The following is a 22,555-nucleotide window of genomic DNA, read 5'->3' on the forward strand; positions in this document are numbered from 1 at the left end:
AGGGCGGTTCTCGCCGTGTCGCCACAGTCCCCCAGTAACTCGAGCATCTCGACCGACACCGACCAAGCGGGCACCGCGGGTAAGAACCCCGCGGCCGCCTTCGGTGCCAATGAGTGGCTCGTCGACGAGATTTATCAGCAGTACCTCCAGGACCCGAACTCCGTGGACCGAGCCTGGTGGGACTTCTTCGCCGACTACAAGCCCGGAGCGGCGGCCCAGCCGGCCGCCGGCACGGCGACCGCGGCCCCCGGCAGCACGCCGCAGGCCGCGCCCGCCCCGCAGGCACCGGCCCCCGCCCCGGCCCAGCCGAAGGCCGCCACCCCGGCGCCCGCGAAGCCGGCCGCGCAGCCCGCCGCCGCGGCCCCGGCCGCTCCGGCCGCCAAGCCCGCCGCGGCCCCGGCCAAGCCCGCCGCCAAGCCGCAGGCGAAGGCCGCCGCGCCCGCCAAGGACGCCGACGCCGCCCCCGAGGGCCCCGAGCTGGTGACCCTGCGCGGCCCGGCCGCCGCGGTCGCGAAGAACATGAACGCCTCGCTGGAGCTGCCCACGGCCACGTCCGTGCGCGCGGTCCCGGTGAAGCTGCTGTTCGACAACCGCATCGTCATCAACAACCACCTCAAGCGCGCCCGGGGCGGGAAGATCTCCTTCACGCACCTGATCGGCTACGCGATGGTGCAGGCCATCAAGGCCATGCCGGCGATGAACCACTCGTTCGGCGAGAAGGACGGCAAGCCGACCCTGGTCAAGCCGGCCCACATCAACCTCGGCCTCGCCATCGACCTGGTCAAGCCCAACGGCGACCGCCAGCTGGTCGTCGCGGCGATCAAGAAGGCCGAGACGCTGAACTTCTTCGAGTTCTGGCAGGCCTACGAGGACATCGTCCGTCGCGCCCGCGACAACAAGCTGACGATGGACGACTTCACCGGCGTCACGGTCTCCCTGACCAACCCCGGCGGCCTCGGCACCGTCCACTCCGTGCCGCGCCTGATGCCCGGCCAGTCGGTCATCCTGGGCGTCGGCTCCATGGACTACCCGGCGGAGTTCCAGGGCACCAGCCAGGACACCCTGAACAAGCTCGGCATCTCGAAGGTCATGACGCTCACGTCGACCTACGACCACCGGGTGATCCAGGGCGCCGCCTCCGGCGAGTTCCTGCGCCAGGTCGCCAACCTGCTCCTGGGCGAGAGCGGCTTCTACGACGAGATCTTCAAGGCGCTGCGCATCCCCTACGAGCCGGTCCGCTGGCTCAAGGACATCGACGCCTCGCACGACGACGACGTCACCAAGGCCGCCCGCGTCTTCGAGCTGATCCACTCCTACCGGGTCCGCGGCCACGTCATGGCCGACACCGACCCGCTGGAGTACCAGCAGCGCAAGCACCCCGACCTGGACATCACCGAGCACGGGCTCACCCTGTGGGACCTGGAGCGCGAGTTCGCGGTCGGCGGCTTCGCCGGCAAGTCCCTGATGAAGCTGCGCGACATCCTCGGCGTGCTGCGCGACTCGTACTGCCGCACCACGGGCGTCGAGTTCATGCACATCCAGGACCCCAAGCAGCGCAAGTGGATCCAGGACCGCATCGAGCGCTCGCACACCAAGCCGGAGCGCGAGGAGCAGCTGCGCATCCTGCGCCGGCTGAACGCGGCGGAGGCCTTCGAGACCTTCCTCCAGACCAAGTACGTCGGCCAGAAGCGGTTCTCCCTGGAGGGCGGCGAGTCCGTCATCCCGCTGCTCGACGCGGTCATCGACTCGGCGGCCGAGTCCCGCCTGGACGAGGTCGTCATCGGCATGGCCCACCGCGGCCGGCTGAACGTGCTGGCCAACGTGGTCGGCAAGTCGTACGCGCAGATCTTCCGCGAGTTCGAGGGCAATCTCGACCCGAAGTCGATGCACGGCTCCGGCGACGTGAAGTACCACCTGGGCGCCGAGGGCACCTTCACCGGCCTGGACGGCGAGCAGATCAACGTCTCGCTGGTCGCCAACCCCTCGCACCTGGAGGCGGTCGACCCGGTCCTGGAGGGCGTCTCCCGCGCCAAGCAGGACATCATCAACAAGGGCGGCACGGACTTCACCGTCCTGCCGGTGGCGATCCACGGCGACGCGGCCTTCGCGGGCCAGGGCGTGGTGGCCGAGACCCTGAACATGTCGCAGCTGCGCGGCTACCGCACCGGCGGCACGGTCCACGTGGTCATCAACAACCAGGTCGGCTTCACCGCCGCCCCGGAGTCCTCGCGTTCCTCCATGTACGCCACCGACGTGGCCCGCATGATCGAGGCCCCGATCTTCCACGTGAACGGCGACGACCCGGAGGCCTGCGTCCGCGTGGCGCGGCTGGCCTTCGAGTTCCGCCAGGCGTTCAACAAGGACGTGGTGATCGACCTCCTGTGCTACCGCCGCCGCGGTCACAACGAGACCGACAACCCGGCCTTCACCCAGCCGCTGATGTACGACCTGATCGACAAGAAGCGCTCGGTGCGCAAGCTGTACACCGAGTCCCTCATCGGTCGCGGCGACATCACGCTGGAGGAGGCCGAGCAGGCGCTCCAGGACTACCAGGGCCAGCTGGAGAAGGTCTTCACCGAGGTCCGCGAGGCCGTCTCGCAGCCGGCGTCCGCGGAGCCCTCGGAGCCGCAGGCGGAGTTCCCGGTCGCCGTGAACACCGCGATCACCGCCGAGACCGTCAAGCGGATCGCCGAGTCCCAGGTCAACATCCCCGACCACGTCACCGTGCACCCGCGGCTGCTGCCGCAGCTCCAGCGCCGCGCGGCGATGGTCGAGGACGGCACGATCGACTGGGGCATGGGCGAGACCCTCGCCGTCGGCTCCCTCCTGCTGGACGGCGTCCCGGTCCGGCTGACCGGCCAGGACTCGCAGCGCGGCACCTTCGGCCAGCGCCACGCGGTCGTCATCGACCGTGAGACGGGCGACGAGTTCACGCCGCTGCTGTACCTGTCCGAGGACCAGGCCCGGTACAACGTCTACAACTCCCTGCTCTCCGAGTACGCGGTGATGGGCTTCGAGTACGGCTACTCGCTGGCCCGCCCGGACGCGCTGGTGATGTGGGAGGCGCAGTTCGGCGACTTCGTCAACGGCGCGCAGACGGTCGTGGACGAGTTCATCTCGTCGGCCGAGCAGAAGTGGAACCAGACGAGCGGCGTGACGCTCCTGCTCCCGCACGGCTACGAGGGCCAGGGCCCGGACCACTCCTCGGCCCGCCCGGAGCGCTTCCTCCAGCTGTGCGCGCAGAACAACATGACGGTCGCGATGCCGACCCTGCCGTCGAACTACTTCCACCTCCTGCGGTGGCAGGTGCACAACCCGCACCACAAGCCGCTGGTCGTCTTCACCCCGAAGTCGATGCTGCGCCTGAAGGCGGCGGCGTCGAAGGCGGAGGAGTTCACGACGGGCCAGTTCCGCCCGGTCATCGGCGACGACTCGGTCGACCCGGCCGCGGTCAAGAAGGTCGTCTTCTGCGCCGGCAAGGTCTACTACGACCTCGACGCCGAGCGGAAGAAGCGCGGCATCACGGACACGGCCATCATCCGCATCGAGCGCCTGTACCCGCTGCCGGGTGCCGAGCTCCAGGCGGAGATCGCCAAGTACCCGAACGCCGAGAAGTACCTGTGGACCCAGGAGGAGCCGGCGAACCAGGGTGCCTGGCCGTTCATCGCGCTCAACCTGATCGACCACCTGGACCTGGCGGTCGGCGCCGACGTCCCGCACGGCGAGCGGCTGCGGCGCATCTCGCGCCCGCACGGCTCGTCGCCGGCCGTCGGTTCCGCCAAGCGGCACCAGGCCGAGCAGGAGCAGCTGGTGCGCGAGGTGTTCGAGGCCTGAGTCCTCGCAGAAGCCCGACCGCACGAGTCTGAGCACAGGCCCGACCGAAGGGCCGGTCCCGGCGACGGGGCCGGCCCTTCGGCATGCCGCGGGTCAGATCGGCTGGGGTTCGAAGTCCCAGTAGGGGTGCCGCCGCTCCTGGATCTCCCGGAGCTGCGGATGATCCGCGCCGAACAGCGCGGTGAGCCGGGCGGCCACGTCCCGCCGCAGGACCTCGGCCTCCTCGCGCTCCCCCGTGTCGGCGAGATCGAGGGCGAGCCCGGCGCGGAGACTGACGGTGAGGATGTGGCTCTCGCCCAGGGCGCGGGCGGAGCGGGCGCAGGCGTCCCGGCCCAGGGCGGCCGCGGCCTCCTTCTCACCCGCGCCGACCAGCGCGGCCACTTCGTTCTTGGCGGAGCCCACGGACCACGGATGGTCCCGGCCCACCGCCTTCTCCATCTGCGCCGTGCACTGCCGGGACAGCTCCAGGGCGCCGCGCGCGTCACCCGTCTCGCGCATGATGACCGCCACGTTGTCCCTGGCTCCGACGGTGTACGGGTGGTCCTCGCCGAGCTGCGCCGCGTAGTGCGCGGCGGTGGCCTCGGCCAGGTCCCGGGCCTCCTCCACCTCCCCCAGCTGGCGCAGCAGCATCGCGTAGTCGCAGGAGACCAGGAGCGTCTCGGGGTGCAGGGAGCCGCGGCGGCGCACCAGTTTGCGCCGCACGCCGCGCATCATGGCGTGGGCGAACTGAAGGTCGCCGGCCCGGCGGGAGCACAGGGCGAGATTGTGTTCGGCGTGCAGGGTCTGGCTGTGGTTGCGGTCGAGGACCTGGCTGTGCAGCCGGGAGTTGTGGCCCTGGATCTCCAGCGCCTCGCGGTAGTTGCCGAGCAGACGCAGCATCCAGGCGGTACGCAGGGCCGAGTTGAGGGTCAGCGCGTCCTTGCCGCCGAGGAGTTCCACCCGGGCCTCGAAGATCCTGCGGTGCAGGGCGAGCGACTCGGCGTAGTGACCCTGGAGTCCGAGGGCCATGGCCAGGTTGCTGCGGACGGTGAGGGTGCGCGGTACCTGCTCGCCGCCCAGTTCGACGGCCGCGGTCTCGGCCGCCTCCTCGAACAGGGCGCGGGCCTCCGCGTACCGGCCGAGGGCCATGAGCGTGCCGCCCAGTCCGTCCTTGGCGCGGATCACCTCGATGGGACGTACGCCGCTCGCGGCCCTCAGCCGCCGGACCGTCTCGCGTCCGGTCGCCTCCGCCTCGGTGTACCGGCCCAGCCTGCGCTGCATGTTGGCGAGCTGGTGGACGGCGACCAGGACGGCCCGGTCGGTGTCCGCGGAGTTCTGCCGCCAGCGGTCCACGGCGTGCCGGCTCAGCCGCCGGCCCTCGTCGTACTCGCCGCGCATCCGCAGGTACTCGATGCAGTTGAGGACGAGGTCCCGGACGTCCTCGTCGTCCGAGTCGAGTGCGCCGGACGGCTCCAGGTGCGGGATGAGCGCGGCGTAGCGGGCCCAGTTGCCCGGGGTGGAGGAGTCGCGGGGGTCGGTGGAGACCAGGAGGCGGCGGGCGGCGGCGAAGTGGCGGGCGGCGTCCTCGGGCGACTGGACGTAGCGCACGAACCGGTGGAAGAGCCGGTGCATGCGCAGGGTGCCGACGGTCTGGGTGTCCAGCCGGGGCCCCTGCTCGTACTCGATGCGCATCGAGGTGATCTCGGAGAGCTTGCGCAGCGCCGAGTTCCAGCTGCTGGGCTCGGCGACCAGGTCCGCCAGCTCGGGCGGCAGGTCGGTGGGGCGGGCCGTCTGGAGCAGCCGTACCGGAACCACCTCGGGCGAGAAGCAGACCAGCAGGTTGAGCAGGTGCCAGGCGGGCTCGGAGCCCTCGCGCAGGGTGTTGAGGAGCTTGGCCCAGGCGACCTGGAAGCTCTCCGGGTACTCCCGGGACGGCATCACGCCGAAGCGGTCGGGACGGCCGTCGCGGATGTCCCGCACGTACTCGTCGACGGACATCGTGGGGTTGGTGTCGAGCCACGCGGCGGTCTGGTCGAGCAGCAGCGGTACGTCCTCGACGGCGTCGGCGAGCCGGTCGGCCTGGCCGGCGTCGAGCCGCCCGGTGCGCCGGCCGACGAACGCCACGCTCTCCCGGCGGGCGAAGCCCGCGACCGGGAGGATCTCCCCCTGCGCCGCCCATTCGCCGCGGTGCGTGGTGACCAGGACGTGTCCGCGTCCCTCGTCGGGGATCAGGTCGATCACCTTGTCCGGGTCGCCGGCGCCGTCGAGGACCAGCAGCCAGGGGCGGCCGGTGTCGCCGAGCTCCCGGCGTACGGCCTTGATGGTGGCCGCCAGGTCCCCGCCGTCCCGGACGCCCAGTTCGGGGGCCAGGTCGGCGAACTGCTGGCGGGCGGTGACGCGCTGCACGGCGGTGATCCACCAGACGACGTCGTACTCGCCGGCGAACCGGTGGGCGTACTCCAGCGCCAGCTGTGTCTTGCCCACGCCGCTGGGCCCCCGCAGGGCCAGGGTGGCTCCCGCGGACCCGGTGCCGGCGAGCCCCGCGTACATCTGCTCCAGCAGCTCGGTACGGCCGATGAACCGGCGGTTGCGGCGCGGGACGCGCCAGACCTCCGGGGGGTCGTCCGGGAAGCGGGGGCCGCGGCGCAGGTCGATCAGAGTGCCCGGGGCCGGGACCGCCGCGCACTCCAGGACGCGGACGCGGGCCAGCTCGGGGCGCAGGCCGCGCAGCTCGACCGGGGCGAGCGGGGCGACCTCCGCGGGCAGCGGCTGGGCGGTGACGCTGACCGCGGCGATGCGTTCGCGGAAGCCGGGCAGCACCTGGCGCAGCACCGACGCCCAGGCCTCGAACCGCTCGGCTCCCAGCCGCTCGTACCAGTCGTCGATGACGAGCAGGATGCGGCCCGGCGCGCCGAGCAGATCGGTCAGGGCGTGTGCGGCGGGCGGCCGGCGCAGCGGGTTCCAGCGCACCAGGGTGGTGGTGCGTCCGGCGGCGCGGACCTGGTGGTCGATCCACTTCGCCCAGGATTCGCTCTGCCCGGCGAAGACCACCGTGACGTGTACCGGCTCCGTCACCATCTCGCTGTCCCCTCGGCCTACCTGGTCACGACTGAGCACAGGTTAGTCAATTGTGCGTCAATGCGGCCCGGTTCGCGCCGAGTTGGACGTGACGTTCGGCTCATGTGGCGATACGGACGGTGCCTTCAAGGCGGTGTGCGACATGCCGTATCAGCCGCTCCAGGTCGGCGCAGTACACGCTCGCGTGGCCGAACCCCGAGCCGGGCGCGTAGCGGTGCACGTAGTTGCCGCCCCCGCAGACCCGGCCGACGGGGCAGGCCCGGCACTCCTCGCCCAGGGCCCGCTCGCCCGACTGGCGTGCCGCGATGCCCGGGTGGCGCAGGACCGTGTCGAAGGAGTGCCGGAACACGTCCAGCCCGGTCTCGGCGGCGCCCCGGTAGGCGGACCTGAGCGAGTCGACCTGCTCGATCGCGCCGTCCGTCTCGACGACGACGGCGGCCACCGGGGACAGCCCCACCGCCTCGGCCCGGCTGGGTGCCCCGAGGAGCAGGGCGACGATCTCCTGGAAGAGCCGTACCCGGGTGCGCAGCCGTCCCGCGTCCCACCAGGCGTCGAAGACCGTGACCAGCCAGTCCCCGTAGGGGGTGGCCCCGGGCCGGTGCCGGCCGGGCGGCCCGCCGTCCAGGCCCGGCGGCGGGTTTCCCCAGTTGGCGTGCGGAAGAAGGAGGTCCAGGCGGGGCGGGGCCAGCTCCAGCAGGGAGTGGTAGACGTCCAGTGGCTCGGCGGCCAGGTCGACGGTGCACAGGATCCCGGCGTAGGCCTCCGGGTGCGCGGCGAGCCGGCGGGCGGCCGCGAGGGCGGCGGGCCAGGCGGGCCGGCCCGCGTGGTCGACCCGGCGGGCGTTGTGGGCCGCGCGTCCGCCGTCGAGGCTGAGGCCGACCCGGATGCCGTCCTCGGTGAGCTGCTCCAGGCCTCGGTCGGTGAGGCGGGTGCCGTTGGTCTGCACGGTGGCGGTGATCCGGCAGCCGTCGGGGACGGCCCGGCGGACCGCGCGGACGTACTCCCGCACGGGCGCGGGGCCGGCGAGGAGGGGTTCGCCGCCGTGCAGTTCGACGCGGATGCGGTCGAGGCCGTGGACGGCGACGTGCTCGGCGATCCGGGCCGCGGTGTGCTCCACGACGCGGGCGCCGGCCCGGGCCGGGCGGTCCCGCCAGCCGTCGTCCTGGCCGCGGTAGAGGTAGCAGTAGGTGCAGTCGAGGTTGCAGCGGCCGTGGACCTTGAGCACGAACTGCCGCAGGGGCGTGGGCACGTGTTCCGGGGTCCCCCGGGCGCCGGGCCGCGTCGCGGGCCGGCACGCGGGCGGCCGGGGGCGGGCCGTCACGGGGCGTCCTCGTAGTAGGCGACGACGGTGGTCTCGCCGTCGCGGGTGCGGAGTTCGGCGAGGACCGCGGCGAGCACCGGGTGGTCGGAGCGGACGGGCCGGTGGAGTTCGGGCAGGGGTGTCTCCGTCTCGTCGGTGGGGTGGGTCACGCGTCGGCCGTTCCGGAGGTGAGGCGGGCGATGTCCGCGCGGAGCCGCTCGGCGAGCTCCGTGTCGGGGGCCAGGCGGAGGGCCTCGCGGTAGTCGGCGAGGGCGGTGCGGGAGCGGCCGAGCAGTTCCCGGGCGCGGGCACGGCCCTGAAGGGCCAGCGCCAGGGGCTCCCGGGCGGCCGGGCCCTCCTCCCGGGCGTGCTCGCTGCTGCGTGTGTAGTACTCCACGGCCTTCTCGGCGTGGTCGGCGGTGCCGAGGCGTGCGTGCAGCAGCTCGGCGACGATGCCGCGGTGCGTCAGGAACAGCGCTTGGTACTGGGGGTCCTCGGTACCGCGGACCGCCTCGCCCAGCAGCCAGTCCGCCTCGTACAGGTCGGACAGTACGTGCGCGGTCTCGAAGCGCCCGATGTGGGCGTCGGCGAGTCTGTACCGGCGGTGGGGCAGCTCGGGGTCGTCGGGGAGGGTTCCGTCGACGGCCCGTCGCAGCAGGTTCACGGCCCGGTGGCCGTCCTGCGTCCCGCCCTGGCGGTCGGCCCGCTCGCGCAGGGCCACGCCGCAGTCGGTGAGTACGGCCGGCAGCCGCGGGTCGTCCTCGCGCAGCAGCCGTACCACCGACTCCCACGTGTCGACGGCCACGTCGAGCGAGGCGGGGGCGCCGGTGCGTTCGTAGCTCTCCCAGTGCACGTGGGCGGCTCGGGTGCGGCACTCGACGCGCAGGTCGTCGTCGTCCCCGGCGGCCTCCTCGGCCCGTTCCAGCGCGTGGACGATCAGGGAGTGGTCGCGGTCGTCCTCCGCCCCGGCGAGGTCCACGGCGGACGACACGTCCAGCCAGGCCCGGCAGCGCTCGGTGTCCGGAAGGTCGTTCTCCTCCCGCAGCACCGCCATGAAGTCCTCGGTGGCCGAAGCGGCAGCGTCACGGCTGCGGTCCGTGTCACCGGCGGCGGCGACGAAGGCGCCCTGTCCGGCGAACTGCCGCGCCAGGTCCAGCCAGAGCCGTCCCCGTTCGACGCGGACGCGGTCGGAGCCGTCCACCTCGACCGTCGTGGTGGCGGCGTCGAGGGCACGGTACAGGTGGGCCACGTACCACTCCACCGGGTCCGCGGCGGCCGCACGGGGGCCGTCGGGTCCGGGCCGGCTCGCGCCCGCCAGCCCGATGAGGCGGCGCAGGTGCAGCAGGGCGGTCCCGGCGAAGTGCCGCAGGCGGGCGCTCTCGGTCTCCGTGGCCAGGACGGCGGCGAAGTCGCGGTCGGCCAGGTACAGCAGGACCGCCCGGCCCAACTCGACGGCGGCACGCTCGCTCCGGGGGGCGGTGCCGGCCGCCCAGTCCCGCAGGTCGTCGGGGATCCCGGAGAAGCCCATGCCCTCGTCCCGGAGCGCGGAAGCCTGGTCCGAGCAGATCATGCCGCGCACGAACCTTCCGTGCCCGCTGATGCCCGGCAGGTCCGCGACCGTCTCCCATGCCTCCCGCAGATCGTCGCCGTCCGCACCCACGCGCCACCGGTCCCTCAGGCACTCCGCCAGCAGCTCGGCGGCCTGCGCGCGCCGCTCACCCGCGCGGGCCACCGTGAGCACCTGACGCAACCCGCCGACCGCGGCGTCGAGATCACGGGTCTGCCCCTCCGCCCGGAAGCGGGTGTGGGCGTGTTGGGCCCGCTCCAGCAGCACCCCCGCGTCGGCCCCGTACGTCACGACCGGCCTCGGCATCCGGGCACCCAGCTCGCGCAGCACCTCCGCCGACACCTCGGCGAACGCACGCAGACCGGGCGGCTCCGCGGTGCCGGGACCGGCCACCGGACCGCCGACGGCGACCACCAGCGGGTCGGTCGCGGGGACGAGCTGCTCCCCCGGGGTGACCGCGCCGCGCAGGAACGCCCCCGCCAGGGCGGGGAAGTTGCGCACGCTGCGGCCGAAGCGGCGCTCCACGTACTCGGAGCAGTGCTTGAACAGCAGCTCCGCGTCCTCGACGGTCAGCCGGGCCCGCAGCTCCGTGGCGACACCGGGCAGGAAGCGGTACCGCACCCCCTGCGGGTCGTCCGTGTCCGACGCGCGGCGCAGCAGCCCGCCGAGGAGCACCTCGGACAGGACGTCCGGCCCGCTCCCGGCGAGCATCGCGTGCTGGACCAGCTGCATCACCGGCAGTTGGAGCGGCACCGCCGACAGGTACACGGCCAGGCGGCGCGCCTCCGGGGAGGCGGGGCGCAGGAAGGCCCGGACCCGCTCGGCCCCGTCGACGTCCTCGGCCGCGCGCACGGGCACCGAGGAGGCGGGGTGGTCGGCGCGCACCCAGCCCGCGGCGGCGACCAGGGACTGCCCGGTGGCACCGGACACCAGCCGCGCCCAGCCCTCCACCGAGGGGCGGCGCAGCGCCAGCACGGGCACGGGCAGCGCGCCCGGCTCGGCCGCTCCCCGGTCGGGGCGGAACTCCAGCGCGCCGGCCGGGCCCTCGCGCCGGTGCAGCGTCCCGCGCCGGGCCGGCAGATGGGTACGGGCCCACATCCGCTGCGGCAGGGGCTGGGCGACGGCGACGGGGGCCGTCGCCGCCCAGCGGTGCAGCAGGCGCTGCATGCGGCCGCCGCGCCACATCGGTCCGGCGCAGTCGCTGAGCACCAGGGTCACGCGGCGGCCGGTCGGATCACTGAGCTGTTCGGGCGCGTGCAGCGGGCCGCCCGCCTCCGGGCGGGAGGAGCAGCCGGGCCAGCCGCCGGGACCTTCGTGCAGGTACTGCACCTGCAACTCGCGGAAGGCGCCGGCCCGCGCGCAGACCTGGCGCAGTTCGTCCAGGCCCTGCTGCCAGACCACGGTGGAGGTGGACACGTCCATGAGGAGCAGCAGCCGGGCCTCGCGACGCCGGTCGGTGCGCAGGACCGGCAGGACCAGCCCGGACTCCGCCGCCCGTTCGGCGGTGGCCCGTTCGTCCAGGGTGCGCGGGACCGGGCGTACGGGGGCGCGGTAGCGCTGGAGCGGGCGCAGGCCGCGCTGAAGGGCGAGGGGTTCGGGCAGGACGGGGGCGGCCGGGACCCGCACGGGTGACGGGCCGTCGCCGGTACCGCCCTCGCCGCTCGGGGGGTGGTCGCCGCCGGGGGCGAACAGCCAGGCGCCCTCGGCGGCGGAGGTCTCGCCGCGGTCCGCGGGCTGCCCGGACCCCGGGGGCGGCGGGGCCGCCGCGGACGGTCCGCCGGACGGTGCCCCGGCGGTCCCTCCGGGGCGTGCGCCCCTCCCGGCCGCCGCGGAGGAGGGGACGGGCAGCCAGCGCGCCAGCCACAGCGCGTCGGCGAGTTCCTCGACGCCCGGACCGATCCCCGCGTCCCGCATGCGCGCGACCAGCGCGGCGAGCACGGGCGCCGCGCCGTCGGCCGGGGTCGGGGAGTCCTGGGCGGCCATCGGTTACCGGGGCCCGCGGTCCAGGGGCTGCATCAGGAGGTCCGAGATCTCCTCGCGCCGGTGCGCGGCGTCGCGGGCGGCGTACTGGGCGAGGAAGATCGCGTTGAGCAGCTGGTCGGTGGGCCGCAGTGCCCCGTCGGTCTCGGCGCGGGCGAACTGGTCCACGATGTCGCGGTTGCCGTCGTAGGAACCCTGGCCGAAATGGGCCTGGACCAGGGCGGCGAGGCGTTCGTCGCGCGGGGCCCTGAGGTCGAGCGGGATGCAGCGGCGCAGCAGCGGGGCGGGGAACTCGCGCTCCCGGTTGCTGGTCATCACGACGACGGGGAAGGCCCGGCACCGCACCCTGCCCTCCGTGACCGCGACCCGCCTGCCGTCGTCGGTGAGGACCTCGACGACCGGGGTGCGGTCGGCGATCCGCTCCAGCTCGGGGATGGCGAACGCGCCTTCCTCCAGCACGTTCAGCAGGTCGTTGGGCAGGTCGATGTCGCTCTTGTCCAGCTCGTCGATGAGCAGGACGCGGGGCCGGTCGGCGGCGAGGAGCGCGGTGCCGAGCGGGCCGAGCTTGATGTACCGGCCGATGTCCGGAGCGCCCTGTCCGTCGGGCAACTGGGCGTCCTGGAGGCGGCCGATGGCGTCGTACGTGTAGAGCCCGTCCCGCAGTTCGCTGCGGCTGACGACCGGCCACTCCAGGACCCGGCCGAGGCCGAGTTCGTAGGCGACGGAGTGGGCCAGCGTCGACTTGCCGACGCCCGGTTCACCGGTGACGAGCAGCGGGCGGCGCAGGTAGAGGGAGGCGTTGACCAGTTCGAGGGTGCCGGTGTCCTGGATGGACAGCGGGACGGTGCGCGCGCCGAGCCGGCGCCGGGAGGAGGGCCCGAGTGCCGGTACGTCGTAGTCCACGGCCGGGGTGTCGAAGGCCCGCCACGGGGGCGGGGCGGGCAACTGCCCGATCCGCTCGGGATCCGGCTCCCCGGTGCCCCGGTAGATGAACCACTCGCTCATGCGGTGCTCCTCGTCGACGGTCGGCGGTTGTCCACGGCCTGGCCGACGAGGGCGTCGTGCACCCACAACGGGCCCCTGGAAATGTACCCGTGCCCCACCCAGGAACCGGCGCGTTCCGGCCAGTCGCGGCCTCCCGCGCGGCGCCCGCCGGGCGTGTATCGGAGTGCGGAAGCGGCTGCGGCTGCGCGCCCGGCGCTCACAGGGGAGCGTCCAGCGTCCCGCCCTCTTCCGAGGGCAGGGGGCGGCGCGGGTCGTCGTACAGGAGGGCCATCGGCTCGGCCCAGGCGTGGTCGTCGCGCAGCTCGCTGATCTCCTGGCGGACGTGGCGTATCCGGTCCGGCAGTTCGGCGAGGGAGCCGAGCGTGGCGAGGAGTTCCTCCGCCCGGGTGTAGAGGGTGTCGCACGACTCGGGGCACACCCGGGAGGAGTGGCCGTCGACGTGCCACAGGGCGATACCGTGCCCGCTCTCCAGGGCGAGCCGCATGGCGGTGCGTCCGGGGTCGCGGCCGGCCGGGCGGCACATCACCGGTATGCGGTCGAAGGCGGCGTCGCGGTAGCCGTGGGCACCGGGGAAGCCGCCCTGCCCCGGGGTGCGCCAGCCGCTGAAGCGCCGCTGGGCGGCCATGGCCTGCCAGCGCTCGGTCCAGAGTTTGTCCGGATCTCCCCGGCGCTCGAGGGCGCGCAGCACCACTCTGCGACGCGCCCCCAGGTGACCGGCGTCGTTGAGCTCGGCTATGTCGTCGAAGCGCCAGCGGTGCACGGCGGTGTCGAAGTGCTCGACGGGGAGGGCGACTTCGAGGGGCACCGGCCGGTCCTCCTGGTCCTTGGCCCGCAGCAGCCGGCCCAGCGGCGCGCGCAGGGCCTGGACGAGGTCGTCGGGGTCGTGCCCGTGGACGGAGCCGTCCACCTCGTGGAGTTCGGGATCGCCGTGGCCGTCGTCGTACCAGATCTGCCAGAAGAACCGGGTGGGCCGCGCCCCTATCACCGGGTCGAGCAGAACGGCCACGGTCACCCCCTCACCGGGTCCCGGGTAGGGGATCACGATGCGTTCCGGCACGGCGTCGGGGGCCGGGCGCAGCCCTTCCGGGAGGCCGGCGTCGTGAACGAGGTCGTGCAGGGGCCGGCTCGGTTCGCGGCGCAGCCGCCGCTCGATCCACCGGCCGAGGGCGGCCGCGTCGCCGCCCCGGGATTCCGTGTACAGCTCGACGAACCTGAGGTAGCGCAGGAACGTCAGCGCCTGTAGCGGGCGGGCGCCCTCGTAGAGCAGTCCGGTGCCGTCCCGCCAGGTGAGCAGTTCGGGGGTGGCGCCCGGCCAGGTGTTGCGGCTGCGCGCCTTCTTCGCGAGCAGTTCGACGGTGGGCGCGTCCGGCGGCGGGGGCAGTTCGGCGAGCAGGCGCAGCGCCTCCCGGCGGTCGGCGGGGGTCCACTGCTCGCCCGCGCCGACCGGGGGGCCGCCCTGGAGGTCTATCCAGTTGTCCCCGGCGGGGGACTGCGGCTCGTCGCCGTGCCAGAGGTCGTGCGCGGCCAGCAGCGTGCGGTACGCCGGTCCGAAGTTCCGCAGGGCCGATACGGCGACGGCCTTGCCGCCGTCCTGCTGCTTGCGGCGCGACTTGACCAGCCCGATCACGGCTCCCGTCTCCGGGTCGAGGAGCGGGCCGCCGGAGACCCCGGCGGGGAAGTCGATGTCGGGCTTGATGATCAGTCCGTGCCGGTCCTCGTGCCCGTTGATCTCGGCGTCGACGATCCGGAAGTGCGTCTCGGGCGGTCCCGGGTGGTAGCCGCACACCTTGAGGGCGCCGGAGTGGAGCACGGCCCGGTCGGCGAGCCACACGCACTCGTGCTGGTGCTCCCCGGGTTCCCCGGCCAGCCGGACCAGGGCCAGGTCCTCCTCCAGGGGCACCGTCGGGCGGCGCGGGTCGGTCAGCAGCCACTGCTCCAGGCAGGCCTCGGCGTCGACCCCGTCACCGCGCACCCTGAAGGGGGTGTCCGGGTTCGCCGCGAGGTGCGGGCGCAGTACGTGGGCGGCGGTGAGGACCAGGCCCGGCGCGACGAAGAAGCCGCTCCCCCACAGCTGCGCGCCGTCGACCCGGGCGGGCAGCAGGTGGACGGTGGCGGCGCGGGCGAGTTCGTAGAGGCGGTCGTTGCCCTCACTCATGCCCGTCACTCGTGCGGGGCCGGCACCGGCGGGCCCGCCTGCCCGCCCGCCTGCCCGTCCGTTTGTCCGCCCGCCTGCCCGCCGGGCCGGTCGAACTGCCAGGTCAGCGTGACTTCCAGCGATGCCTTGGTCTCGCCCCGGGCGAGCACCGCCACGGCCAGTCCCTCCTTGGCGGTCAGCTCCACCCCGAAGGTGATGGCGGCCTCGCTGGGCCCGGCCGCCCTGGCCGCGCTCAGCACCGAGGAACCGACCCCGGTGATCAGCTCCTGGAGCCGCTCGACCTTGGCGACGGCGGCCTCGGTGAAACCGACGTCCTCCTGGTCGCCGTACCCGTCCGCCTCGCTGATCCGGGCGGTGACCACCGTCCCGTCCGGCAACAGCACGTCCTGGATGTGGCTCATTCCGCTCCCCCGTCGAGCCCGCCCCGCCCCAACCGGGCACGGGCACCGGTCACTTGATCCCGACGAGGTTAATACCCAGCCCGCCGGGCCGCGACCCCCGCCCGCGAGCGGGGAGGAGCGGGCGGGGCGTACGGACTACCCTGGACGGGTACGCCGTGGGGCCCGTCCCACCCGCATCAGGAGCATGAGTTGTACTTCACCGACCGAGGCATCGAGGAACTGGAGAAGCGGCGCGGCGAGGAGGAGGTCACCTTCGAGTGGCTCGCCGAGCAGCTGCGGACCTTCGTCGACCTGAACCCTGACTTCGAGGTGCCGGTGGAGCGGCTGGCGACGTGGCTGGCCCGGCTGGACGACGAGGACGAGGACGAGTAGCCACGCCGGGCGCGCAGGGTGCGCCCGGGCGCCCCGGAGCGCCGTCGGGCGCCCTCCGGGCGGGTGCTGTCGGGTGCCCTCACCGGGCGGGTGCCGTCAGGGGCGCGCTCACCGGGCGGCGGGTGCCCTCAGGGGCGCTTGGTGAGGCCGTGCGCCGTCCCGAGCGCGCCGTGCGCGATCAGCAGCGCGCCCGCCGTGGTCCATCCGCCGCTGTGCCGCCGCAGCCCCCAGGCGGTGAGCGTGAGGCCGGCCGCCGTCTGGGCCAGGGCCGGCGCGCGGGCTCCGGGGCCGCCCACCCAGAACATCCGGGCGGCGAGGCGGCTCTCGTCGGCGGTCGGGCGGCGCCCGGCGGCCTCGGTCCACCGCACGCCGGGCAGGGCACGCGCGGCTGCGCCCAGGTGGTCGGCGTCCTCGCCGGGGGCCAGTCCGGCGGGGAGGGTGATCCCCGCGCGGGTGAGCACCGCCAGCAGTCCGCGCAGTCTGGCGCGCGCGTCGGCACCGGCACCGGCACCGGCAGCAGCACCCTGGCCGGCGTCCGGATCCGGTCGGGTCAGCCGGTCCAGTGACTGGACGTCCAGAACGGGGTCGAGGCCGATACGGGCGGCGAAGGTGCGCATGGCCTCGTCCTCGCCCGCCGGGGTGCCGTCCGCGAGCCACACGTAGCCGACGGGGCGGCGGAAGCCGGAGGCGAGGGTGTATCCGGCCCGGTCCGCGTCCCACCACAGGGCGAGTACGGGCCAGGGGGCGCAGACGGCGAGCGCGGCGGCCCAGCCGGTGGCGACGCGGTCGACGGGCTCCCCTCCCTCGCGCCAGGGCCCGCCCCGCGGCACGAGGGCGCTCCATCCCTCACCCGCCCCTACCAGCGGCATCCGTTCGCCCAGCAGCGGGGCGACGGCGGCGACGAGGTCCGGCTCCGCGCGGCAGAGCAGCAGGGCCCCGGGAGCCGGAGCGGGGGCGGGAACGGACTCTTCCGTCGACATAGGGCCAAGTTAGGGCAAGTCAGCCCGGTCGGCCGATCATTGATCACCAGAACGGGTGTCTTGACTTTCGACCGCCGCGATATATCGTGAATTGCGGAGGACGCGATATGGCGCGTTCGGTCGAGGAGGTCGTCACCATGTCCGAGTGGTCCGTCGCCGAGCCCAGGAAGCTCACCTTCGACGAGCCCGTGAGCCGGCTGCACGTACGCGTCGTCGGTGGAACGGTGAACGTGGTGGGCACCGAAGAAGGTTCCGCCCGCCTGGAGGTCTCCGAGATCGAGGGGCCACCCCTGATCGTGACCCACCGGGACGGCGTGCTCACGGTGGCGTACGAGGACCTTCCCTGGAAGGGCTTCCTGAAATGGCTGGACCGCAAGGGCTGGCGGCGCAGTGCGGTGGTCTCCCTGGCGGTGCCTACGGGCACCCGCGTGGAGGTCGGCGCCGTCAGCGCCGCGGCCGTGGTCTCCGGCCTGGAGGGCCCCGCCGACGTGAAGGGCGTGTCCGGGGACACCACGCTGGTGAGCCTCGCGGGCCCGGTCCGCGCCGACACCGTCTCGGGGAGCGTGGAGGCGCAGGCCCTCACCGGCGACCTGCGTTTCAACTCCGTCTCCGGCGATCTGACGGTGGTGGAGGCGGGCTCCTCCGTGCGGGCCGACTCGGTGAGCGGGTCGATGATCGTCGACCTGGACCCGGCCGGCGGACCCACCGACATCAACCTGAACAGCGTCTCGGGCGAGATCGCCATCCGGCTGCCCCAGCCGGCCGACGCCCGGGTCGAGGCGAACACGGCCAGCGGCACGGTCAGCAGCGCCTTCGAGGACCTCCGGGTGGGCGGCCAGTGGGGGGCCAAGCGCATCACCGGCCGGCTGGGCGCGGGCAACGGCCGGCTGAAGGCCACCACGGTCTCCGGCTCGATCGCCCTGCTCCGCCGTCCGGCCACGGAGGACGCACCGTGGGAGGGGGAGCCACAGGACACCGGCCCGGCGGACCGCGCGCGGGGCGACTCGGGGGACAATTCCGCTTCCGTCCGGGACCAGGGCGCCACCGGCACCCCTTCCGACGGCACGACCGACAAGAAGGTGCTCTGACATGCCCCCCGTCTTCGCCCACGGCCGCCTCCGCCTCTATCTCCTCAAGCTCCTGGACGAGGCCCCGCGCCACGGTTACGAGGTGATCCGGCTGCTCGAGGAGCGCTTCCAGGGCCTCTACGCGCCGTCCGCGGGCACGGTGTACCCGCGCCTGGCCAAGCTGGAGGCGGAGGGCCTGGTCACCCACACCACCGAGGGCGGCCGCAAGGTGTACGCCATCACGGACGCCGGCCGCGCCGAGCTGGCCGACCGCAGCGGGGAGCTGGCCGACCTGGAGCTGGAGATCCGGGAGTCGGTGGCCGAGCTGGCCGCCGAGATCCGGGCCGACGTGCGGGGCGCGGCCGGCGATCTGCGTCGGGAGATGCGGGCCGCGGCCACCGCGGCCCGCCGGGGCACCGGCGCCGGAGCGCACGACGAGTGGAGCGGTGCCGCGGGCGGCGCGGGGGACGCCGACGAGAAGGAGGCGTGGCGGGCCGCCAAGGAGGAGATGCGGCGGGTCAAGCAGGAGTGGAAGGAGCAGGCCCGTCGCGCGAAGGACGAGAGCCGCCGCGCCCGTGACGAGGCACAGCGGGCCCGGCGCCAGGCCAAGGAGGCCCAGGAGCGGGCCCGGGCCCAGGCGCAGGAGGAGGTCCAGCGCATCGCCCAGCGTGTGCAGGAGCAGGTGCAGGACCACTTCTCGCGGGGCGACTGGCCGACCGGGCTGCGCGAGGGCCTGAGCGAACTGGCCAAGGAGGTCGGCGACTTCGGGAAGGACTTCGGGAAGGACCTCGGGAAGGAGTTCGGCAGGGACTGGGGCTTCGGCCGCACCGACACCGGGAGCACCGGCCCGCGGACCGACCGGTCCCCCGGCGCCGAGTACTCCGTCACGCCGGAGGACTTCCCCGCCGGGTACGCCCCGAGCTGGGCCCACGAGGACGCGGCCGAGTCCACCGGCGACCCGGCCCGCGATCTGGACCGGCTGCTCGACCGCTTCCGGGACGACATCCGCGACGCCGCCCGGGACCACGGCGTGACGGCCGACCAGGTGCGCGACACCCGGCGCCGGCTGTCGGAGGCCGCGGCGCACATCGGGGTGATCCTGCGGACCCCGAAGGGCTGAGTCCGGTGCACGGCGCCCCGCCCCCGCAGGGGCGCCGTCCCCCGCGGGGGCGCCGCTCAGGCGCAGGCCTGCCCTCCTCCGTCGCCCAGCACCCTGGTCAGCGACTCGTGGGTCACCCCGTGGTCGGCGAGCACCTCGGCCGGGACACCGGGGCGGACGGCCAGGGCGAGGAGGAGGTGCTCGTCCCCGATGTGCCGTTCACGTCGGGCGACGGCGACCCGCAGCGCCTTCTCCAGTACCTCCTTGGCACCCCGGCTGAAGCTGCGGTGCCCGGACCAGCGGCGCCCGCTCTTCCGGTCGCCGACGGACATCGCACCCGCTCCGTGGGCCTCCTCCACCCGGGCGACGATCTCGGAGACGTCGATCCCCAGCCCGGCGAGGGCCTCCGTCTCGGCCTGCGACAGACCGGCACGGCGCTTCACCTCCCGCAGCTCCCGCCGTACCGCGTCCCGGTGCTCATCGACACCGAGCGCCGCCAGCGCGAAGGAGGCGCGGCTGCCCTCCCGGTCCAGCAGGGCGAGCAGCAGGTGCTCGGGTTCCACGGTCCCCGCCCGCGCCTCCTCGGCGTGTTCGACGGCCCCCTGCACGACCGCGCGGGCGTCCTTGGTGAATCGCTCGAACATCAATGCCTCCCGTACTTCTTGTGCACGGCCTGCCTGCTGACCCCGAGTTCCGTGGCGATCTCCTGCCACGACCACCCCCGCTGACGCGCGCTGCGCACCTGTACGGCCTCCAGCTGCTCCACCAGCTTGCGGAGGGCGGCAACTGCCCGCAGCCCGATCCGGGGATCACGGTCACCCGCACGCGTGGCGAGATCCGTTGCTTCGCTCATGATGTCAACATAGGTTGACAAGGCAACTGACGTCAACCCCAGTTGACATGAGAGCGGCACCCGGACGGCGAACGCGAACGGCGGGCCCGGAGAACCGGACCCGCCGCACCCGGGGGGAAACGCCAGAAGTAAGGAGCTCAGGAGTTGCTGAGCACGATCTTGCCGAACTGCCCTCCGGAGGCCATCCGCTCGAACCCCTCCCGGGCCCGGTCCATCGGGAGCACCTCGTCGATGACGGGCCGCACACCGGTGGCGGCGCAGAAGGACAGCAGGTCCTCCAGCTCGTCCTTGGAACCCATCGTGGAGCCGACGACCTTGAGCTCCAGGAAGAAGATCCGGGTCAGTTCGGCGTGCGAGGGCCGGTCGCCGCTGGTGGCCCCGGAGATGACCAGCGTGCCGCCGGGCCGCAGCGACTTGATGGAGTGCGACCAGGTGGCGGCGCCCACGGTCTCAATGACGGCGTCGACCCGCTGCGGCAGCCGCGCCCCGGTCTCGACGGCCTCCACGGCACCCAGCTCCAGGGCCCGCTTGCGCTTGGCCTCGTCCCGGCTGGTGGCGAAGACCCGCAGCCCCGCCGCCTTGCCGAGCACGATCGCGGCCGTGGCGACACCGCCGCCGGCGCCCTGCACCAGCACGGAGTCACCGGGACGCACCCCGGCGTTGGTGAACAGCATCCGGTACGCCGTCAGCCAGGCGGTCGGCAGGCAGGCGGCCTCCTCGAAGGAGAGCTCCCTGGGCTTGGGCAGGATGTTCCAGGTCGGCACGGCGACCTGCTCGGCGAACGTCCCCGGGTAGCGCTCGGTGAGGATGGAGCGGGGCTCCTTGGGACCGACCCCGTGGCCGGTCTGGCCGATCACGGAGTGCAGGACGACCTCGTTGCCGTCCGCGTCGACCCCGGCGGCGTCGCAGCCGAGGATCATCGGCAGCCGGTCCTCGGGGAGGCCGACACCGCGCAGGGACCACAGGTCGTGGTGGTTGAGGGAGGCGGCCCTGACATCGACAACACTCCAGCCGGGGCGGGCCTCGGGAGCCGGAAGCTCTCCCAACTCCAGGCCGGCCAGCGGCTGGTCGCGGTCGATTCGGGCGGCGTAGACAGCGAACATGACCTTGACGATAGGTTCCCCACCGCCCAACCGAAACCACACACCCATGTGACACACCCCCTCTTGCGCCCGCCGCCGTAGCTGCGGGCAGTCGTGCCGCTGGGGCGGCACGGGTGGGCGCAGCGGCACCCCGCAACGCCGGGCCGCGCTCCCCACCCCGCGCCCAGCCCAAGCGCACCCGCACCCGCACCCGCACCCGCACCCGCACCCGCACCCGCACCCGCACCCGCACCGAAAACAAACGAGCGGCCCCGCCCACCAGGGACGAGACCGCTCACCACACCCGCAGAGGTTCACACCGTCACCGGCGCGCAACCCCCTCCGCCCGAGCCGCCGCGGCCACCGCCGCCGTCACGGCCGGCGCCACCCGCTCGTCGAACGGCGACGGAATGACGTAGTCCGCGGCGAGGTCGTCTCCCACCACGGACGCCAGCGCCTCGGCCGCCGCGAGCTTCATGCCCTCGGTGATCCGCGACGCCCGCACCTGGAGAGCGCCCGCGAAGATGCCCGGGAACGCCAGCACGTTGTTGATCTGGTTCGGGAAGTCCGAGCGCCCCGTCGCCACGACCGCCGCGTACTTGCGGGCGACCTCCGGATGCACCTCGGGGTTCGGGTTGGCCATCGCGAAGACGAACGCACCCTTCGCCATCGAGGCCACCGCCGGCTCCGGCACCGTACCGCCGGAGACCCCGATGAAGACGTCGGCGCCCGACAGGGCCGCATCCAGCGAACCCGACAGCCCGGCCTTGTTGGTGAAGCCGGCCAGCTCCCGCTTCACCGGCGTCAGGTCGTCCCGGTCCGCCGAGACGACACCCTTGCGGTCGGCGACCGCGACGTCCCCGATGCCGGCCTCCACCAGCATCTTGGCGATGGCGACCCCGGCCGCGCCCGCGCCCGAGATCACCGCCCGCAGTTCGCCCAGCGTCCGCCCGCTCAGCCGCGCCGCGTTCCGCAGGGCCGCCAGCGTCACGACGGCCGTGCCGTGCTGGTCGTCGTGGAAGACCGGGATGTCCAGGCGTTCCTGGAGCTTGCGCTCGATCTCGAAGCACCGCGGCGCCGAGATGTCCTCGAGGTTGACGCCGCCGAAGGAGGGCGCGAGCCGGACCACGGTCTCGACGATCTCGTCGGCGTCGGTGCAGTTCAGGGCGATCGGGACCGCGTCCACGCCGCCGAACTGCTTGAAGAGGATGGCCTTGCCCTCCATCACGGGAAGGGAGGCCTCGGGCCCGATGTCCCCGAGCCCCAGCACCGCCGTCCCGTCCGTCACGACCGCGACGACCGACGACTTCCAGGTGTAGTCGTGCACGAGGTCGGGCTGCTCGGCGATCGCGCTGCACACTTTCGCGACGCCGGGCGTGTACGCCAGGGACAGGTCTTCCTTGTCGCGGACCGGCACGGTGGCCTGCACGGCCATCTTACCGCCGCGGTGCAGCGCGAACGCGGGGTCGAAGGAGTCGAGCGGCTCGGCGCCCGTCTCCTGCTCCGCACTGGCGTCGCTGTCGCTGCGAGGATTGACGATCTCCGCTGCCACTTTGTCTTACCCCTTAAGAGTTCATGGATTGAGGGTTTGTCCACTCCTGGTGAGGAATGGGCGGGCACCGCACAGGGAGATGGCTGTCTGGGCCACGAGGCCCCTGCGCGACGGGCGCGCCGCACACGCGCCCTGAGCCCCTGATGAGGGGTGTAAAGAACCTTCTTACCCGACGGACGGCCCCCGCGACGAGTCCGATAAGCGCAAGCTCACATGCCGGACCCCGCGCCCCGCATGTCGGTGACATGGCT

Annotated in this window: 16 protein-coding genes; 4 read left to right on the forward strand and 12 right to left on the reverse strand. The window is 73.7% G+C overall.

Features of this window, described 5'->3' with window-relative positions; translation table 11 throughout:
- Positions 1-15 precede the first annotated feature (15 nt).
- Positions 16-3,834 (forward strand): multifunctional oxoglutarate decarboxylase/oxoglutarate dehydrogenase thiamine pyrophosphate-binding subunit/dihydrolipoyllysine-residue succinyltransferase subunit, encoded by a 3,819-nt coding sequence (locus OHA99_RS11875; protein WP_381497537.1) that lies wholly within the window; start codon positions 16-18, stop codon positions 3,832-3,834.
- Positions 3,835-3,927: 93 nt separating this feature from the next.
- On the opposite strand, the gene fxsT is transcribed toward OHA99_RS11875, so the two are convergent.
- From fxsT to OHA99_RS11910, 7 genes are all read right to left on the reverse strand, one after another.
- Positions 3,928-6,891 (reverse strand): FxSxx-COOH system tetratricopeptide repeat protein, encoded by a 2,964-nt coding sequence (gene fxsT, locus OHA99_RS11880; RefSeq protein WP_405695666.1) that lies wholly within the window; start codon positions 6,889-6,891, stop codon positions 3,928-3,930.
- A gap of 100 nt (positions 6,892-6,991) precedes the next feature.
- Positions 6,992-8,140: an FxsB family cyclophane-forming radical SAM/SPASM peptide maturase gene (locus tag OHA99_RS11885; protein ID WP_405695668.1), complete on the reverse strand. Its 1,149-nt coding sequence runs from the start codon at positions 8,138-8,140 to the stop codon at positions 6,992-6,994.
- 68 nt (positions 8,141-8,208) lie between these two features.
- Positions 8,209-8,361 carry a hypothetical protein gene (locus tag OHA99_RS11890; RefSeq protein WP_007452316.1) on the reverse strand — a complete coding sequence of 51 codons (153 nt, stop codon included), beginning with the start codon at positions 8,359-8,361 and terminating at the stop codon, positions 8,209-8,211.
- Complete coding sequence (locus OHA99_RS11895) at positions 8,358-11,741, reverse strand: SAV_2336 N-terminal domain-related protein (protein WP_405695670.1); 3,384 nt, start codon at positions 11,739-11,741, stop codon at positions 8,358-8,360. The genes OHA99_RS11890 and OHA99_RS11895 overlap by 4 nt, the downstream gene beginning before the upstream one ends.
- A 3-nt stretch (positions 11,742-11,744) precedes the next feature.
- The gene (locus tag OHA99_RS11900; protein ID WP_153177990.1) at positions 11,745-12,743 is read right to left on the reverse strand and encodes a MoxR family ATPase; all 999 of its coding nucleotides are present in this window, start codon (positions 12,741-12,743) and stop codon (positions 11,745-11,747) included.
- A gap of 196 nt (positions 12,744-12,939) precedes the next feature.
- Positions 12,940-14,898 (reverse strand): trypsin-like peptidase domain-containing protein, encoded by a 1,959-nt coding sequence (locus tag OHA99_RS11905; RefSeq protein ID WP_405695672.1) that lies wholly within the window; start codon positions 14,896-14,898, stop codon positions 12,940-12,942.
- Positions 14,899-14,903: 5 nt separating this feature from the next.
- Positions 14,904-15,299 (reverse strand): CU044_2847 family protein, encoded by a 396-nt coding sequence (locus OHA99_RS11910; RefSeq protein WP_153177992.1) that lies wholly within the window; start codon positions 15,297-15,299, stop codon positions 14,904-14,906.
- Positions 15,300-15,488: 189 nt separating this feature from the next.
- On the opposite strand from OHA99_RS11910, the gene OHA99_RS11915 reads away from it, so the two are divergent.
- Positions 15,489-15,671: a DUF6104 family protein gene (locus OHA99_RS11915; RefSeq protein ID WP_003961784.1), complete on the forward strand. Its 183-nt coding sequence runs from the start codon at positions 15,489-15,491 to the stop codon at positions 15,669-15,671.
- Between the two features lie 128 nt (positions 15,672-15,799).
- Here OHA99_RS11915 and OHA99_RS11920 read toward each other — a convergent pair whose 3' ends face one another.
- Positions 15,800-16,651 (reverse strand): hypothetical protein, encoded by an 852-nt coding sequence (locus OHA99_RS11920; RefSeq protein WP_366473175.1) that lies wholly within the window; start codon positions 16,649-16,651, stop codon positions 15,800-15,802.
- Positions 16,652-16,788: 137 nt separating this feature from the next.
- Between OHA99_RS11920 and OHA99_RS11925 the strand changes: the two genes are divergently transcribed.
- Positions 16,789-17,739: a DUF4097 family beta strand repeat-containing protein gene (locus OHA99_RS11925; RefSeq protein ID WP_194280279.1), complete on the forward strand. Its 951-nt coding sequence runs from the start codon at positions 16,789-16,791 to the stop codon at positions 17,737-17,739.
- A 1-nt stretch (position 17,740) separates the two neighbouring features.
- Positions 17,741-18,838: a PadR family transcriptional regulator gene (locus OHA99_RS11930; RefSeq protein ID WP_153177995.1), complete on the forward strand. Its 1,098-nt coding sequence runs from the start codon at positions 17,741-17,743 to the stop codon at positions 18,836-18,838.
- Between the two features lie 56 nt (positions 18,839-18,894).
- Here OHA99_RS11930 and OHA99_RS11935 read toward each other — a convergent pair whose 3' ends face one another.
- The 4 genes from OHA99_RS11935 to OHA99_RS11950 all read right to left on the reverse strand — a co-directional run bounded on the left by OHA99_RS11935 (position 18,895) and on the right by OHA99_RS11950 (position 22,304).
- Entirely contained in the window at positions 18,895-19,461 is a 567-nt protein-coding gene (locus OHA99_RS11935; protein WP_366473173.1) for a Clp protease N-terminal domain-containing protein, read from the reverse strand.
- Positions 19,461-19,670, reverse strand: a complete 210-nt coding sequence (locus OHA99_RS11940; RefSeq protein WP_042825163.1) for a helix-turn-helix domain-containing protein — start codon at positions 19,668-19,670, stop codon at positions 19,461-19,463. The genes OHA99_RS11935 and OHA99_RS11940 overlap by 1 nt, the downstream gene beginning before the upstream one ends.
- A 137-nt stretch (positions 19,671-19,807) precedes the next feature.
- The gene (locus OHA99_RS11945; RefSeq protein ID WP_153177997.1) at positions 19,808-20,773 is read right to left on the reverse strand and encodes a zinc-binding dehydrogenase; all 966 of its coding nucleotides are present in this window, start codon (positions 20,771-20,773) and stop codon (positions 19,808-19,810) included.
- Between the two features lie 301 nt (positions 20,774-21,074).
- Positions 21,075-22,304 (reverse strand): NADP-dependent malic enzyme, encoded by a 1,230-nt coding sequence (locus tag OHA99_RS11950; RefSeq protein WP_153177998.1) that lies wholly within the window; start codon positions 22,302-22,304, stop codon positions 21,075-21,077.
- Positions 22,305-22,555 lie beyond the last annotated feature (251 nt).

It is taken from the genome of Streptomyces coelicoflavus (assembly GCF_045041415.1).
In the GTDB taxonomy this organism is placed as follows: Bacteria; Actinomycetota; Actinomycetes; order Streptomycetales; family Streptomycetaceae; genus Streptomyces; species Streptomyces coelicoflavus.